The sequence below is a fragment of the Paraburkholderia flagellata genome (genome assembly GCF_021390645.1).
GTDB classification, from domain to species: Bacteria; Pseudomonadota; Gammaproteobacteria; order Burkholderiales; family Burkholderiaceae; genus Paraburkholderia; species Paraburkholderia flagellata.
Genome location: NZ_JAJEJT010000001.1, coordinates 1556941 through 1573996 on the forward strand (window position 1 = coordinate 1556941; position 17056 = coordinate 1573996).

At 63.4% G+C, this 17056-nt stretch carries 13 protein-coding genes; 10 read left to right on the plus strand and 3 right to left on the minus strand.

Annotated elements, in window-relative coordinates; all coding sequences use genetic code 11:
• Positions 1–82 precede the first annotated feature (82 nt).
• From L0U83_RS06810 to L0U83_RS06855, 10 genes are all read left to right on the plus strand, one after another.
• Complete coding sequence (locus L0U83_RS06810) at positions 83–1351, plus strand: YeaH/YhbH family protein (RefSeq protein WP_233881508.1); 1269 nt, start codon at positions 83–85, stop codon at positions 1349–1351.
• The gene (locus L0U83_RS06815; protein WP_233881509.1) at positions 1348–3072 is read left to right on the plus strand and encodes a SpoVR family protein; all 1725 of its coding nucleotides are present in this window, start codon (positions 1348–1350) and stop codon (positions 3070–3072) included. Before L0U83_RS06810 ends, L0U83_RS06815 begins: the two co-directional genes overlap by 4 nt.
• Positions 3073–3266: 194 nt before the next feature.
• Entirely contained in the window at positions 3267–4943 is a 1677-nt protein-coding gene (locus L0U83_RS06820) for a SulP family inorganic anion transporter (protein ID WP_233881510.1), read from the plus strand.
• Positions 4944–5151: 208 nt separating this feature from the next.
• Complete coding sequence (locus tag L0U83_RS06825; RefSeq protein ID WP_233881511.1) at positions 5152–6555, plus strand: GH1 family beta-glucosidase; 1404 nt, start codon at positions 5152–5154, stop codon at positions 6553–6555.
• A gap of 213 nt (positions 6556–6768) precedes the next feature.
• Complete coding sequence (locus L0U83_RS06830; RefSeq protein ID WP_233881512.1) at positions 6769–8007, plus strand: ABC transporter substrate-binding protein; 1239 nt, start codon at positions 6769–6771, stop codon at positions 8005–8007.
• Positions 8008–8015: 8 nt separating this feature from the next.
• Entirely contained in the window at positions 8016–8960 is a 945-nt protein-coding gene (locus tag L0U83_RS06835; protein ID WP_233881513.1) for a carbohydrate ABC transporter permease, read from the plus strand.
• The gene (locus L0U83_RS06840; RefSeq protein WP_233881514.1) at positions 8957–9886 is read left to right on the plus strand and encodes a carbohydrate ABC transporter permease; all 930 of its coding nucleotides are present in this window, start codon (positions 8957–8959) and stop codon (positions 9884–9886) included. The genes L0U83_RS06835 and L0U83_RS06840 overlap by 4 nt, the downstream gene beginning before the upstream one ends.
• A gap of 9 nt (positions 9887–9895) precedes the next feature.
• A complete protein-coding gene (locus L0U83_RS06845; RefSeq protein ID WP_233881515.1) occupies positions 9896–10993 on the plus strand; it encodes an ABC transporter ATP-binding protein in 1098 nt (365 codons plus the stop codon).
• A 35-nt stretch (positions 10994–11028) separates the two neighbouring features.
• Positions 11029–12036 carry a LacI family DNA-binding transcriptional regulator gene (locus L0U83_RS06850; RefSeq protein ID WP_233881516.1) on the plus strand — a complete coding sequence of 336 codons (1008 nt, stop codon included), beginning with the start codon at positions 11029–11031 and terminating at the stop codon, positions 12034–12036.
• A gap of 110 nt (positions 12037–12146) precedes the next feature.
• Entirely contained in the window at positions 12147–12908 is a 762-nt protein-coding gene (locus tag L0U83_RS06855; protein ID WP_233881517.1) for an IclR family transcriptional regulator, read from the plus strand.
• An 82-nt stretch (positions 12909–12990) separates the two neighbouring features.
• Here the strand turns inward: L0U83_RS06855 and L0U83_RS06860 are convergent, their stop codons facing one another.
• Genes L0U83_RS06860 through L0U83_RS06870 form a run of 3 tightly spaced genes read right to left on the minus strand, consistent with a single transcriptional unit; the run spans position 12991 to position 16482 of the window.
• The gene (locus tag L0U83_RS06860; RefSeq protein WP_201697054.1) at positions 12991–13833 is read right to left on the minus strand and encodes a citryl-CoA lyase; all 843 of its coding nucleotides are present in this window, start codon (positions 13831–13833) and stop codon (positions 12991–12993) included.
• A gap of 3 nt (positions 13834–13836) precedes the next feature.
• On the minus strand, positions 13837–15036 hold the full coding sequence (locus L0U83_RS06865; RefSeq protein ID WP_233883766.1) for a CaiB/BaiF CoA transferase family protein: 1200 nt from the start codon (positions 15034–15036) through the stop codon (positions 13837–13839).
• A gap of 21 nt (positions 15037–15057) precedes the next feature.
• A complete protein-coding gene (locus L0U83_RS06870) occupies positions 15058–16482 on the minus strand; it encodes an MFS transporter (RefSeq protein WP_373321045.1) in 1425 nt (474 codons plus the stop codon).
• Between the last annotated feature and the right edge of the window lie 574 nt (positions 16483–17056).

Sequence of the window (17056 nt, forward strand, 5' to 3'; positions counted from 1 at the left end):
GTGAACGCGGCACGCACGGTGGCAGACGCGGCATTGAACACTGCGCACCTCGCCCATTCGCAACTGGAGCGGGAGACTGGATGTGCTTCATCAAATCATCGACCGCAGGCTAGCCGGAAAGAACAAGAGCATTGCTAATCGCGAGCGCTTTTTGCGCCGCGTGAAGAACTATATTCGTCACGCCGTTTCGGAAGCGGTGCGTGACCGCAGCATCAAAGACATTCAGAGCAACCAGAGCATCACCATTCCGCGCAAGGACATTGCCGAGCCGTCGTTCCGGCACGGCCCCGGCGGCAAGCGCGAAATGGTTCACCCTGGCAACGAGGACTACATTCGCGGCGACCGCATTCCGCGGCCGCAGGGCGGCGGGGGCGGTGGCGGCAGCCAGGCGAGCAACGAGGGCGAAGGTCAGGATGACTTCGTGTTCGAACTCTCGCGCGAAGAATTCATGCAGTACTTCTTCGACGACCTCGAACTGCCGCGCCTCGTCAAAACCCATCTCATGGCGGTGCCTACGTGGAAAAGCATCCGCGCAGGCTGGGCTGCCGAGGGCACGCCAAACAACATCGACGTCGTACGGTCGCTGCGCAGTGCGCTCGGCAGGCGCATCGCGCTCGGTGCGCCGCTCGTCAACGAACTGCATGAACTCGAAGAGCAGCTCGAAACGCTCAAGGCCGACCCAGCCGACCGGCGCGAAGAGATCGCATTGCTCGAAGAGCAGATTCATCACCTGCGCGGACGCATCTGGCGCATTCCGTTCATCGACCCATTCGATCTGCGTTACGTGAATCGCGTGAAGCAGCCACAACCGTCGAGCCAGGCCGTGATGTTCTGCCTCATGGACGTGTCGGGCTCGATGGACGAGCAGCGCAAGGACTTGTCCAAGCGCTTCTTCATCCTGCTGTACCTGTTCCTCAAGCGCAATTACGAAAAAATCGAGGTGGTCTTCATTCGCCACCACACGCGCGCCGAGGAAGTGGATGAGGACACCTTCTTTCATTCCACCGAAAGCGGCGGCACGGTTGTGTCGAGCGCGCTGGAGCTGATGAAAAAAGTGATCGAGGACCGTTATTCGCCAAGCGACTGGAACATCTATGGCGCACAGGCTTCGGACGGCGACAATTGGACTGACGATTCACCCAAATGCCGCAAAATCCTTGCGGATGACATACTGCCTCAGGTGCGCTATTTTGCGTATATTCAGGTGACGCCGGAGGAGCAGAACCTCTGGCTTGAATACGCGCAGCTCGCACTCACCGAACCGCATCTGGCGATGAAAAAAGTCGACACCGCGGCGGACATTTACCCGGTGTTCCGGGAGCTTTTCGAAAAGCAGGTGGAACACTCATGACGACACGCCACCTGCACAATGAGGCGCGCGGCTACCAGCCGGAGCGCCGGAAGACGAGCGGCCACGAAAAGGGGCATCATGGCGAACACGATGGCGAGCGCAAGCCCGATCATCGCGAAGACGCCGAAGCGCCCGGACATGCCGCCGGGGCTGCTCGCCACAAGGAGCATGGGCTCGCCCAGCAAAGGGAAGTGCAAATGAACGTAGCCGACAAACGGCCGTTGCCGTGCCCCTCCGACTGGACCTTCGAACTCATCGAGGAGTACGACACACATATCTCGCATGTTGCAGAGCAATACGAACTGGACGTCTACCCAATCCAGCTCGAATTGATCAGCGCCGAGCAGATGATGGACGCCTATGCGTCCGTCGGCATGCCGGTGAACTATCGCCACTGGTCGTTCGGCAAGCACTTTCTCTCGACCGAAAAGAGCTATCGCCGCGGCCAGATGGGTCTCGCATACGAGATCGTCATCAACTCCAATCCCTGCATTGCGTATCTCATGGAAGAGAACACCATGACGATGCAGGCGCTCGTGATCGCGCACGCCGCGTACGGGCACAACTCATTCTTCAAGGGCAACTATCTGTTCCGGTTGTGGACGGATGCGCACGCCATTATCGACTACCTCGTCTATGCGAAGAATTACATCGCCGAATGCGAGGAGCGTTTTGGTATGGACCGCGTGGAAGAGTTGCTAGATTCGTGCCATGCGCTCATGAATTACGGCGTGGATCGCTACAAACGGCCGCAAAAGCTTTCTCTCGAACGCGAAGCTGCCATGCGCCGGGAACGCGAGGCTTATCTGCAGTCCCAGGTAAATGAGCTGTGGCGCACGCTGCCCAAGCAGCAAATGCCCGTTGCCGAGGAAATCGACGAGCGCTTTCCGCCGGAGCCGCAGGAAAACCTGCTGTACTTCGCTGAAAAGAACTCGCCGCTGCTCGAACCGTGGGAGCGGGAAGTCATACGCATTGTGCGCAAGATCGGGCAGTACTTCTACCCGCAGCGGCAAACCCAGGTCATGAACGAAGGCTGGGCCACGTTCTGGCATTACACGCTGCTCAACACGCTCTATACGCAGGGCAAGCTCGAAGACGGCTTCATGATGGAGTTCCTGCATTCGCACAGCAACGTGATCTATCAGCCGCCGGTGACGAAGCCGTATTACAGCGGCATCAATCCGTATGCGCTCGGTTTTTCGATGATGAGCGACATTCGCCGCATCTGCGAGAATCCCACGGAGGAGGACCGCAAGTGGTTCCCGGAACTGGCCGGCAGTCCGTGGCTCAAGGCGCTGCACTATGCGATGCGCAACTTCAAGGACGAGAGTTTTATCGCGCAATATTTGTCGCCGCATTTGATCCGCGAAATGCGGCTTTTCTCGGTGCTGGACGACGACATGCGCGATGCGCTCGAAGTTTCGGCCATCCACGACGATAGCGGCTACCAGTACGTGCGCCAGGCGCTTTCGCGTCAGTACGACATGCATCACCGCGAGCCGAATATCCAGGTGTGGTCGGTGAACACTCGCGGCGATCGCAGCCTCACGCTGCGTCATTTTATGAGCGATAACCGTCATCTTTCGGGCGACACCGACGAAGTGCTGCGCCATATGGCGCGCCTGTGGCAGTTCGACGTGTTCCTCGAAAGCGTGGACGAGAACGGCACGGTCCGAAAACGCTACGAATGCCGTTATATGCCGCCGCCGATTCGGGTATAGCCATCTCGCTGCGTCACGCGATTGAGCGTATAAGTCATGAGGCCAGCCTGCGGGCTGGCCTCTTTCATTGATGCGCGTGCAACGACCTTGCCATCGAACACGTACAGGAGCACTCACGCGCGCTAACATACGTCGCCAGTCAACCCGCAGCAAAAACCACCGCACGTAGAGGCGGATTTCGAAAGGATGGCGTAATGGCGTTTGAACTGTTTCGCGGCGTGCGGCCGCTTTCTCGCGCGTCAGCATTGCGCGACGCGCTCGCCGGTGTGCAACTTGCCTCGATGAACGTGCCGCAATTGCTCGGCTACGCGCGCATCGCGGGCATGCCTGCCGTAACCGGCTTGTACACGGGCTTTCTCCCGCTCGTTGCGTTCGCGCTCTTTGGCGCGTCGCGTCACCTCGTGGTCGCCGCCGATTCCGCGACGGCCACCATTTTCGCGAGCCGCCTCACGACCATGGCCGCGCCTTCGAGCGCCGAATATGTCGCGCTCGCGGGCATGACCGCGTTGCTCACGGCTGTGATGTTGCTGATCGCACGCGTGTTTCGTCTCGGCTTTCTCGCAGACTTCCTGTCTCGCACCGTGCTCGCGGGCTTTCTCACGGGCGTGGGCGTGCAAGTGGGTGTGGCGATGCTCGGCGACATGCTTGGCATTGCTGTTAGTTCGCGCCGCACGGTCTTGCAGATCAAGCAGATCGTCACGCACCTGGGCACGATTCACTGGACGACGTTTGCCATCGCCGTGGCCGTCGTGGCTGCGATTCTGGTCTTCAAGAAGGTCCGGCCGGGCTGGCCCGTGCCGCTCGTCGCCGTGGTGGGGAGCATCGCGGCGAGCGCCATGCTGAACTTCGCGGGCCACGGCATTTCCGTGATCGGCCCGGTGCAGGGCGGCTTGCCGCGCGTGAGTTTTCCCGCTGTGGACTGGTTCCAGATGATCGATCTGCTGCAAGTGGCGGCTTCGTGCTTCGTCATCATCGTCGCGCAAAGCGCCGCTACGAGCCGTGCGTTTGCCGAGCGCTACGCAGAGCGCACCGACGACGACGCCAACCTCCTCGGCCTCGCGGCGGCCAATGCGGCGGCTTCGCTGAGCGGCGCTTTCGTCGTGAACGGCAGCCTCACGCAGACTGCCATGGCCGATCAGGCCGGCGCGCGCAGCCAGTTCGCGCAGCTCGTGTTCGCTGGCGTCGTGCTCGTCGTGCTGCTGTTCTTCAGCCACCTGCTGCAGTACCTGCCGCACTGCGTGCTGGCCGCGATCGTCTTCACGATTGCCGTGGGGCTCGTGAACATTCGCCAGCTGATCGATATTCGCCGCGAAAGTCCAGGTGAATTCCGGCTTGCGGTGACCACGGCGCTCGCCGTTGTCGTGATCGGCGTAGAGAACGGCATCCTGCTCGCGATCGGCCTGTCCTTGCTGCGCCACGTGCGCCATAGCTACCGGCCGCACACCATGGTGCTCGTGCCGAACGAGGAGGGGCACTGGCTGCCCGAACCCGCACAAGCAGGCCAGATCACGGCGCCTGGGTTGATCGTCTATCGCTTCGGCGCGGACCTGTTCTATGCGAACGACCATCTGTTCGTCGACGAACTGCGCGCGCTGATCGATCGGGCGCCGTCGCCGGTCCATTGCGTGGTCGTGGATGCGGGTGCGATTACCGATCTCGATTATTCCGCGGGGCGCGCCGTGATCGATCTTTGCTCGGCACTCGCGGAGCGCGGCGTGAAGGTGATTTTCGGGCGCGTGAACCGCTACTTGCTTTCGGACATGGATCGGCACGGCATCACCCCCGTGCTCGGGCGTGCGAACATTTTCCCGACGCTGCACGAAGCGCTCGCGGCAGTGCGTCCCGATCTGGAGTCGCGCACGGATGCGTAAAGCCCGTGTAGCCATGCTACAAGCCTAAAAGCCCTGTAGTGCGAAAAACAAGTGAGGCAGCTACATAAAAACGTCCAGAGAAACCCCGATTGCCCGTTGGTTTTGGCCGCTGCTATTGTGCGCCTCAAGCGCTGTGGAAGCGCTTCCACTCCAACCCGATCCGGCTACCCAGAACGCATAGGCCGGTGATTCCCGCGCAGGAGATTTCGTGAATCAGGACACCGCATTGCCGCATTCCGCCGCCGCAGTTGCCGACGATCCGTTCACTCCGCCCGCCAGCTCCGCATTGTGGCGCAGCGACTTCCTTCTTGGCGCGGCCACGGCTTCGTATCAGATCGAAGGCGCGATCCACGAGGACGGCCGCCTGCCGTCGATCTGGGACACCTTCAGCGCCACGCCGGGCAAAGTGCTCGCGGGCGACACGGGCGCCGTGGCCTGCGACCACTATCACCGCTGGGAGGCCGATCTCGACCTGCTCGAAAGCCTGAACTTCGAGGCGTATCGCTTTTCGATTGCATGGCCGCGCGTGATGGACGAGGCGGGGCGGCCCAATGCCAAAGGCATCGCGTTCTACAAGCGTTTGCTGGAGCGCCTGAAGCAGAAGGGCGTGCGCACCTTCGCCACGCTCTACCACTGGGACCTGCCGCAGCATCTGGAGGATCGCGGCGGCTGGCTCAACCGCGACACCGCGTACCGCTTCGCCGACTACGCGGATCTCATGAGCCGCGAACTATCCGGCCTCGTCGACGCCTGGATGACGCTCAACGAGCCGTGGTGCTCGGCGTACCTCGGCTACGGCAACGGCCATCACGCGCCGGGCCTCGCAAACGGCCGCTACGCCACGCAGGCCATGCATCATCTGCTGCTCGGCCATGGCCTCGCCACTGACGTGCTGCGCGCGAACGACCCGGGCTCGACCAAGGGGATCGTCGCGAACGTGGGGCGCGGCACGCCCGATTCCTCGTCGCCGGAAGATGTGCGCGCCGCGCGCCGCTTCGAAGTGCAGCACAACGCGTGGATTCTCGATCCGCTGCTCAAGGGCGCGTATCCTGAAGAACTGTTCGAGTTGTGGCCGGGCACTGAGCCGCTCGTGCTCGAAGGCGACATGAAGACGATCTCAGCGCCGCTCGATTTCCTCGGCATCAACTACTACTTCCGCACCAACTTGAAGAGCGATGGTGCGCATGGCTTTGTCGAAGTGCCGCTGAAGGACGTCGAGCGCACGCAGATGGGGTGGGAGGTTCACCCCGACGGTCTGCGCGACCTGCTGATTGGTTTCGGACGCAACTATGAGAACCTGCCGCCCATCTATATCACCGAGAACGGCATGGCTTCGGACGACCGCGTGAGTGACGGCGAGGTGAACGACACGCAGCGTATCTCGTTCCTCAAGCGCCACCTGGCCGCCGTGGACGCCGCGATCAAGGCAGGCGTGGACGTGCGCGGCTATTTCGTGTGGTCGCTGCTCGACAACTTCGAATGGGCGTTCGGCTATGAGCGGCGCTTTGGCGTCGTGCATGTCGACTACGACACGCAGGTTCGCACGCCCAAGCGCAGTGCGGAACTCATTGCGCATTTCATCGCGCAGCGGCGCGCGCTCGATGGCGCCTGAAGGCACTTCAGGACGCTTCACAGGGTTCCCGGGCAAGGGCAACAACTAGCATGACAATCACGGCATGGCATGCGACGCTCGGGCATGCCGCTTCACGCGCCGTGACCGCGAAACTTCCAACCATAAGCTTTTGCAGACCAACCCGGAGCAACCGGAGCCCGCGCGGGACCGGTTCAAGCGCTGCACGCCCGCTCCGGATCGACAGGAGACGCAATGAAGCATAACGCACCCGTTCTGCGCGGCATCGTGGCCGCTCTCGCACTGGCCGGCGCGCTCGCGGCCAACGCCGCGGAGCCGCTGAAGGCCAACGTGATTCACTGGTGGACGTCGGGCGGCGAGTCGGCCGCGATCAAGCAGTTCGCGCTCGCCTACGATCAGGCGGGTGGCAAGTGGATAGACAACGCGATCGCCGGTGCGGACCAGGCGCGTGCAACGGCAATCAACCGCATCGTGGGCGGCGATCCGCCCACCGCCGCACAGTTCAACACGTCCAAGCAGTTTCACGACCTCATCGACCAGGGACTCCTGAACAATGTCGACGCGGTCGCGACGAAGGAAAACTGGAGCGCCATCTTCCCCGAGTCGATCGTCAACGCGATCCGGATCAACGGGCATTACTACGCGACGCCCGTGAACATCCACATGCAGGACTGGTTCTTCTATTCGAAGCCCGCTTTTGCGAAGGCCGGCATCAAGGGTGACCCGCAGAATTTCGACGAACTTTTCGCCGATCTCGACAAGCTCAAGGCGGCTGGCCTGATTCCGCTCGCGCTGGGCGGCCAGGCGTGGCAGGAGAAGATCACCTTCGACGCCATTTTCGCCGACATGGACCGCGATCTCTACATGAAGGTCTACCGCGACCGCGACGCGAACGCCGTGAATTCGCCCGCGTTTCGCAACGTGCTCACGACCTTCAAGCGGTTGCATAATTACGTGGATCCGGGCTCGCCTGGCCGCAACTGGAACGACGCCACGGCGCTCGTGATTTCCGGCAAGGCGGGCATGCAGATCATGGGCGACTGGGCCAAGGGCGAGTTCTCGGCGGCGAACCAGGTGGCGGGCAAGGACTTCGGATGCTTCCCCGGTTTCAAGAATTCGCCGTACATGATCGCGGGCGACGTGTTCGTGTTCCCGAAGACCGACAACGCCGAGCAGGTCAAGGCACAGCAACTGCTGGCGACGGTGATGACGTCGACGGGCCCGCAGGCCGCGTTCAACCAGCGCAAGGGTTCGATCCCGATCCGCCCGGACGTGGACACCTCGGGCTTCGACATCTGCGCGAAGGAGGGCATGGCGATCATGAAGGACAAGTCGCGGCAACTGCCGAATCCGGAAATGCTGATTCCGCCTGATGTCCAGGGCGCGCTCCAGGATGTCATCACGAACTTCTGGAACAAGAACCAGTCCGCCGAAGACGCGCAGAAAGCCTTCGCCTCGGCAATCAAGAGCTGAGCGCAACCATGTACGCCGCCAAGCTGCACCCGGCCAAACGTCAAGCGGGACAAGCGCGTAGCGTTCGCCCCGTGCGCCGGCGGCTCTCGCTCGCCGCCTGGATCGCGCTCGCGCCCATGGCGGCGACGGTCCTCTTCGCGTATCTGGGCACGATGTTGTTTACAGCGCGCGTCTCGCTCAGCTTCTCGCGCTCGCTGCCCACCAACACCTTCGCGGGCGTGGCGCAGTACGTTCGGCTCTTCCAGAATGACCGCTGGATCCTGTCGCTGCAGAATCTCGTGATCTACGGCGCGTGCTTCATCGCGGCGTGCCTCGTGATCGGGCTTCTGCTCGCGATCTTCATCGACCAGCGCGTCGTGGCGGAAGGCGCGCTACGCACGGTGTTTCTGTATCCCTATGCGATGTCGTTCGTCGCAACGGGTCTTGTGTGGCAGTGGATCCTCAATCCTGAACTCGGCGTGCAGGCCGTATTGCGGCACATGGGCTTCGAGCACGCGCAATTCGACTGGATCGTCACGCAGCGCTTTGCGATCTACACGCTCGTGATCGCCACGGTGTGGCAGGCGTCGGGCCTCGTGATGGCGCTCCTGCTCGCGGGGCTGCGCGGCATCGACGACGAAATCTGGAAGGCCGCGCGCCTCGACGGCATTCCGCGCTGGCGCGTGTACGCGAGCATCGTCGTGCCCATGCTTAAAACGTCGATCTCCACCGCGTTCGTGCTGCTCTTCGTGATGGTGGTGAAGCTCTACGATGCCGTGGTTGCGATGACCCAGGGCGGCCCCGGCACCGCGAGCGAAGTGCCCGCGAAATTCATCATGGACTACCTGTTCAATCGCGCGAACATCGGGCTCGCTTCGGCAGCCTCGATTGTGCTGCTCGCCACCGTGCTCGCGATTCTTGCGCCGTTCTTCTACGCGCGCAGCCGCGCAGCGCTCAAAGGAGACCGCGCATGAGCACGCCTGTGGCCGATTCGCTGCATCCCGCACCCGCTCAACCGCGTGCGGCGCAAAAGCGGCGCAAGCCGCGCACCCGCTTCACGCCCGCGCGGCTCGGCGTTTATGCGTTTCTGTTCACCGCGGCGCTGTTCTTCCTGCTGCCGCTCTATGTGATGCTCGTGACCTCGGTGAAGCCGATGGTCGAGATCCGTCTCGGTCATCTGCTCGCACTGCCGGTGCATTTCACACTCGCGCCGTGGCGCGATGCGTGGTCCTCGGCATGTACGGGCCTCGATTGCGACGGCATTCGCGTGGGCTTCTGGAACTCGGTGCGCATCGTCGTGCCGAGCACGGTGCTCTCGATCGCCGTGGGAGCGGTGAACGGGTACGCACTGTCGTTCTGGCGGCCGCGCGGCGCGGGCGTGCTGTTCGGCATCCTGCTCGCGGGCGCCTTCATTCCCGTGCAGGTGATGGTGTACCCGCTCGTGCGCGTGCTGGCCTTCGTGCATCTCTTCAGTTCGTTGCCAGGCATCGTGTTGATTCACACGATCTTCGGCATGCCGGTCATGACGCTCTTGTTCCGCAACTACTATGCGTCTTTGCCGCAGGAGCTGTTCAAGGCGGCGCGGATCGACGGCGGCGGGTTCTGGCGCATTTTCCTGCAACTCATGCTGCCCATGTCGGTGCCGATCATCGTCGTGGCGATCATCATGCAGGTCACCGGCATCTGGAACGACTACATTCTCGGCCTCGTGTTCGCGGGCACGAAGAATCTGCCGATGACGGTTCAACTGAACAACATCATCAACACGACGACCGGCGAGCGTATCTACAACGTCAACATGGCCGCGACGATTCTCACGTCGGCCGTGCCGCTCGCGATCTATTTCATTTCCGGGCGCTGGTTCGTGCGCGGCATCGCCTCGGGCGCGGTGAAAGGCTAGGAGCAGGGCATGGGCAATCTCACGAATGTTTCCGTACGCAATCTGCGCATTGATCTCGGCGCGAACACGGTGATCGACGAACTCGATCTCGACGTGCGCGCAGGCGAGTTCGTCGTGCTTCTCGGGCCGTCGGGCTGCGGCAAGTCCACGTTGTTGCATAGCATCGCGGGCCTCGTCGACGTGACCGACGGCAGCATCGAGATAGGCGGGGAGGACATGACATGGGCCGACCCGAAGGATCGGGGTGTGGCGCTCGTGTTCCAGTCGTACGCGCTCTATCCGACCATGAACGTGGAGCGCAATCTCTCGTTTGCACTCCGTATCAATGGCACGCCCAAAGCGGAGATCGACCGCCGCGTGAAGCGCGCCGCCGACATGCTGCAGCTCGGGCCGCTGCTTGCGCGCAAACCCGCGCAGCTCTCGGGTGGCCAGCGCCAGCGCGTGGCAATCGGGCGCGCGCTCGTGCGCGAGGCCGACGTGTTCCTGTTCGACGAACCGCTCTCGAATCTCGACGCCAAGTTGCGCACCGAGTTGCGCCGCGAGTTGAAGCAGTTGCACCAGCAACTCGGCGCGACGATGATCTACGTGACGCATGACCAGGTCGAAGCGATGACGCTCGCCACGCGCATGGCGGTGATGAAGGGCGGGGCGATCCAGCAGTTCGGCACGCCGGCCGAAGTCTACGCGCGCCCCGAGAACCTGTTCGTCGCGACCTTCCTGGGCGCGCCCCCGATGAACCTGCTGCGAGGCACACTCGAAGCCGACGAAGGCCGGCTGCGCTTTCGTGGGCCGGGCATCGACGTCGATGTTTCGGCTTACGCGTTCAAGGGCACGCCCGATCCAACGCGCGCGTGCGTGCTCGGCGTGCGCCCCGAGGACGTGCGCGCGGCCGGCGCCGTGCGCCCGCACGATACCGCGTGGGAAGGGCGCTTGACGCTCGTGGAGCCGATGGGCAATCATCGTGTACTGTGGATCGAGCATCAGGGCGGGCAGGTCGCGTCGATCGATCAGGACAAGACACCGCTTGCAAGCGGGGCGGCAATGCCGTTCTCCATCGACGGTGCGCATGTTTCGCTGTTTGACGAAGAAACCGGCGCGCGGATTTGATGCACATAACCGACAAAGAGAGAGAGACCAGGAACGTGGCGACCCTGAAAGACGTGGCGGCGCTGGCCGGCGTAGGCCTTTCGACAGCTTCGCGGGCGATATCGGGCAACGGTCCCGTGTCGGCGGAGGCGGCCGCGCGCGTGCAGGCGGCGATCGAGCAGCTCAATTTCCGGCCTTCGTCCATCGGCCGGGCGATGGCCACGAAGTCGCTCGGCATCATCGGTATTTTCGTGCCAACGTTTTTCGGCTCGTACTACGGCACCATCCTTAAGGAAACCGATACGCAGTTGCGCGCCGTGCGGCGCCATGTGGTGGTGGCCACGGGTTGCGGCGAAGCGTCGCCGCGCGAGCAGGCGATCGAGGCTGTGCGCTTCCTGATAGGGCGAGACTGCGACGGTGTGGTTGTCATCAGCCACGATCTGTACGACGACGACCTGCAGATGCTGCACGCCATGCATCCGCGCATGGCCTTCCTGAACCGCGCATTCGATCAGTTGCCCGAAGCATCGTTCTGCGCCGATCACTTTCACGGCGGCGAAATGGCTGCCCGCACGCTCATCGAGCACGGCCATCGCGAGCTTGCTGTCATCGGCGGCCCGTCTACGTCATCCGATAATGCGGCACGTCTGCATGGCTTTTTCGCCGAACTGGCGCGCCACGGCATCGAGCGCAGAACCGTGCCGCATATCGTGTCGGACTTCTCGCCCGAAGGCGGCTATGTGGCTGCCGGCACACTCCTCGAGCGCAAACACCGCTTCACCGGGCTCTTCTGCGCAAATGACACGATGGCCATGAGTGCGCTCGCGCGCCTGCAGCAGGCTGGCTTGCGCGTGCCCCACGACGTCTCTGTAATCGGCTACGACGACGATTATTCAGCGGCCTACATGGCGCCGGCGCTGACCTCCGTGCACATTCCCACCGCGGAACTCACGCGCAACGCGGTGCGCTGGCTCATCAACCAGTGCTACGGCACACAGTGGCCTATCGAGCGCACCTTCCCGGTAAGCGTGACGTTGCGCGATTCGGTGGCGCAGGCGAAGTGACGCCTGCGCGCATCAAGCATCGGCGGTGAAGGTGAGGGTGGGGAGCCGCACCGGGGCGGCGCCAAGTCGCGTAAAATCGAACGTATTGCTCATTCCCACCTTTTCCATTCATGCCCGCGCAAGACCCGGCTGGTACGATCAAGAAAGAAGAAGGCGTCGCTGTCATCGACCGCGCGTGCGCCATCCTGTTCGCGTTTCGCCCCGGAGATAACGCGCTCACGCTCGCCGAACTCGCGGCGCGTACAGGCCTTTATAAAAGTACGCTGCTGCGGCTGGCCGGCGCGCTGATCCAGCATCGCCTGCTGCTGCGCCTCGACGACGGACGCTACCAACTCGGCCCCGCCACGTTTGCGCTAGGCGCTCTCTATCAGCGCAGCCTCAACATGGGCGACATTCTGTTGCCGCTCATGCGTGAGCTGGCCGCCGCGAGCGGGGAGAGCGTTTCGTTCTACGTGCGCGACAACGCTGTGCGCGTGTGCCTGCATCGCGTCGATTCACACCATGTGGTGCGCCACCACGTGCGCGAGGGAGACGTACTGCCGCTCGAAAGCGGCTCGGGCGGCCGCGCATTGCTCGCGTTCGGCGGCGAGGCGGGCGAGCCGTTCGAGAGCATTCGGCGCGACTTCTACTGCATATCGATCGGTGAACGCGATCGCGAGACCGCGGGCGTTTCCATGCCTGTATTCGGCGTTCACGATACGTTGCGTGGTGTGCTCACGCTCGCCGGACCGAGTTCGCGCATCGATGGGGCGTTCGTCGAGCGCCATCTCGATGCCCTGTTCGATTGCGCGATACGCGCGACCGACGCGCTTGGCGGCGACTCACGCGCGCTGCGCGCCGCCCAACGCGCGCGCGCACGCGAGGACGCCTGAATCCACGCCCGGCTAGCGGGAGCACTGCGGGCGCAGACCGGCGATTGCCCGAGTACATGCGGTCGCTTCCACAGCGCGTTGATCAGGACTGCTCCAGATGCCGCTCCGGCGCGCCGGTGTAGGCGTAGGGAATCTGGCGCGGCATGGGTCCCTTGTTACGCTCGCCGCGTCCGCGTTGCTCCCACGCATGCGCGAGAATGCCCACCGCGCGCGAGAGGCAGAATACGCCGCGCGCCAGTTCCGGCGCGAACCCCAGCTCCGCGTAGATGACCGCCGTTACGCCGTCGATATTCATCGGCACGGGCCGGTCCTTGCGTTTTTTCAGCAAGGCCTCGATGCCGCGCGCAATCGCCGCGTAGCGGCCCTTGATCGTGCCGGACGCCACACGCGCATCGACGAGCGCGAGCAGCCGTCCAGCGCGCGGATCGACGGGATGAAAACGATGGCCGAAGCCCGGCAGATATTTGCCATGTGCGGCGATGAACTCGTCCACGCCTGCCTCGACCGCGGCTTCGAACGGACTGCCCGCCACGATGCGCGCGGCGATGTCAGCATAGAGCTCGACCGCCTGCTGGCCTGCGCCGCCGTGCACATCGTCGAGCGCGTTGAGCGCCGACGCCATGGCACCGTTGATCGGCAGGCCACAACTCGTGGCCATGCGCGAGATCGCGATCGAAGGCGCATGTGGCCCGTGATCGACCGAGGCCACGAGTGCGGCTTCGAGCAGCGTGGCCTCTTCGTCACCGGGCAGCTCGCCGCGCAGCATCAGCCAGATCATCTGCGGGAAGCTCACGTTGCCAATCAGTTCCTGGATCGGATAGCCGCGCACCTTGATCGAGCCCGGATGGATGTCGGTGATCGAGGTGCTCCAGTAGTCGGCGCACAGGGCGGCGAGATCCGGCGTGGTTGTGTTCGTCGTCGACATGGTTCAGATCACTCCGTCGTGGTGCAGGGCGTCGATTTGGGCGGCCTCGTAGCCGAGTTGTGCAAGCGTTTCGCGCGTGTGCGCGCCAAGCGTCGGCGCCGGGGTGGCGGGTGCCGCGTCGGCATCGGCGAGGCGCAGGCCCGCGCGCGTCACGCGCTGCGCCGCTTCGCCCTCTGCAGCCTCGAACTCCCGTATGAAGCGCCGTTCGGCCAGATGTGGATGCGCAAGGATTTCGGGCACCGAGAGCACTCGGCCCACCGGAACGCCGCGCTCGAGCAGGCGCGCTTCCCAGTTTGCCGCGCTGTCTGCTGCGAGCGCGGTTTCGATCTCGGCCTTAAGCGCTTCGCGATATTGCTTGCGCGTATGGCGCGCGCAAAAGCGCTCGTCGCCCGGCAGGTCAGGGCGGCCGATCACCTCACACAGGCTTTCGAACTGGCGTGTTTCATTCGCAGCGATATTGAGGAGGCCCGCGCCGGTGCGGAACGTGCCCGAGGGCGCGGCCGTGAAATTCTCGTTGCCCATCGGCGTGGGCTCGACGCCTGCGTTCAGGTAGTTCGACACGACCCAGCCCATGGTCGCGAGCGTCGCTTCGAGCATCGAAACGTCGAGGCGCCGCCCGCGGCCGCTCGTGCGCGCGTCGACGAGCGCCGCGCAAATGCCGAACGCAGCGGTGAGGCCGCCCACCGTATCGGAGACGGGATAGCCCACGCGCAGCGGCGCGCTCTGCGCGTCCCCCGTCACGCTCATCACGCCGGACATGCCCTGAATGATCTGGTCGTAAGCAGGGCGTCGCGACAGCTCGCCTTCGTCACCGAATCCGGAAATCGCACAGTAGACCAGCGCCGGATTCACTTTGGATAACTGATCGTAGCCAAGTTCGAGGCGATCCATCACGCCAGGCCGGAAGTTTTCGACGAGCACGTCGGCGTTGCGTACCAGATCGAGCAAAATTGCCTTGCCGCGCGGGTCTTTCAGGTTCAGCGTGATCGAGCGTTTGCCCGCGTTCACGGCCACGAATGACGCGCCCATATTGCGCGCTGCGGCATCCTTGTCGGCGCCCAGGCGCCGGGCAAGATCGCCGCCCTCAGGATGCTCGACCTTGGTGACTTCGGCGCCGAAGAGCGTAAGTTGATAGGCGCAGAACGGACCCGCGAGCACATTCGACAGATCCAGGACGCGCACACCGGCTAACGGGAGCATGATTGCAGCCTCGTATTCAAAAGATTAGTGGGAGATGTCGTCGAGCGCGCGATTCTTCGTGCGCGGCCCGAAGATGCCGATAGCCGCCATCACCACGATCATCGCGCCGGTGATGAGCGCGAAAACGCCTGGCACACCGAAGTGACGTAGTGCGAACGCGATCATGAAGCCGGAGAACATCGCGGAAAGACGCGACATCGAATAGACGAAGCCAACGGCCGTGGCGCGCATGCGAGTCGGGAACAGCTCCACCTGGTACGCGTGATACCCGACAGAGAGCAGCGTGCCGCCGAGCGTGATCAGGACGCCGAGGAACATGAGCATGGCGGCGGAAGTCTGCATGGCGAACAGCGTGCCGCACACGGCGATGGCGAGCGCGGAGAGCACGACGAGCGTCTTGCGCTCGATGCGGTCGGCAATCACCATGCCGAGCAGCGGGCCGAACGGATTCGACGCGGCGATCACGAACGAGTAGAGCAGGCTGTGCGTGACCGTGACGCCTTTGGATACGAGCAGCGTCGGCACCCACGACGCAAAGCCATAGAATCCGATCGCCTGAAACAGATTGAACACGAGCAGCGTGATGGTGCGGCGGCGATACGGCGGTTGCCAGATCTCGGCGAAACGCGCCTTGGTGAGCGTTTGCGCGCCAATAGATTCCACGACAGGCGCGGGAAGCGGGCGGCCATGCTGCGCCTCGATTTTCGCTTCGAGCCTGGCGAGAATGCGGGCGGCTTCCTCGGTTCGGCCGCGCTGCGCGAGCCAGCGTGTACTCTCGGGCACTCGGCGGCGGATCGCCCACGCGATGAGCGCGCCGAACGCGCCGAACATAACGACCCAGCGCCAGCCGTCGAAGCCGAGCGGCGCGCGCGGCACGAACCACCACGCAAGCAACGCGACTGCCGGTACAGCCGTGTATTGCACGAGATGCACGAAGGCGAACGCGCGGCCGCGCATGTGCTTGGGCACGAGTTCGCTCACATAGGTGTCGATGGTGACGAGTTCGACCCCCACGCCAATGCCGGCGATGAGCCGCCACAGGTTGATGCCGGGCGCGCTCGTCTGCAGTGCCATGATGCAGGTCGCAACCGAGTACCAGAGCAGCGACGCCGTGAACAGGGTGCGGCGGCCATAACGATCGGCAAGACCGGTCAGGCAGAACGTGCCGATGAAGAGCCCCGCGAACGACGCCGCCACGAATGCACCGAGCCCCGAGAAGCCGAAAAACGAAGCCGTGGTGGTCGAGTAGAGGCCGCTCTTCACGAGGCCCGGTCCCACATAGGCGGTGAAGAACAGATCGTAGAACTCGAACCAGCCGCCCATCGAAAGCAGGAGCACGAGCGTCCAGATGGCGCGCGTGGCGGGCAGGCGATCAATGCGCGCGTTGATCTCGGCGGCACTGGCGGGGGCGGCGGCATCGTCCCGGAGCGACGTGCGCGTCGCTCCGATTGGCAGGCTGGACATCGGGCTCTCCTGAACGCTTCGTTTACGTGTTTGTGCGTTCTATCGGATAGAACGTCGTTCTAAAATATGAGGCTTGATGTTACTGCGTAACGTCGAGCTAACCGACCAGGGCTTTTACTGAGTGAACGGCAGTGCGACCGGCCTGGGAGAGGGCGGCTCGCATGCTTCACATGGGGCCGCGTCCTGGTAGCATCGATCGTCGCCCACGAGCGGCTCGTTGGGCACGCCGCTCGCTATTAGCCTGTCGTTTGGGGCGGATGCTCAGTCAGGAGACGTCGTGACCAAGAAAAGTTTTCCTTCCAGCCTTCGAGGCCGCGTCGTGAGGTGACGTATCGCTGGAATCTGTCGCCATCATTCGTCGCGTCGACATTCGTGTTCCATCCGAAAGCCGGTGCGAAGCAAACGGAACTGAAGCCGGCTGCCACGCGGCTTTCGTTCGAGGAGGCTCAATGACGTGGCAACGCAAGCAACGGGTCCCGATGATCGGGGGCTTATCGGGACCGAGGCGACGAGGCGCGGGCACATCTGGCGAGTGGTGCCATCTGTGCATTTTTCGTAT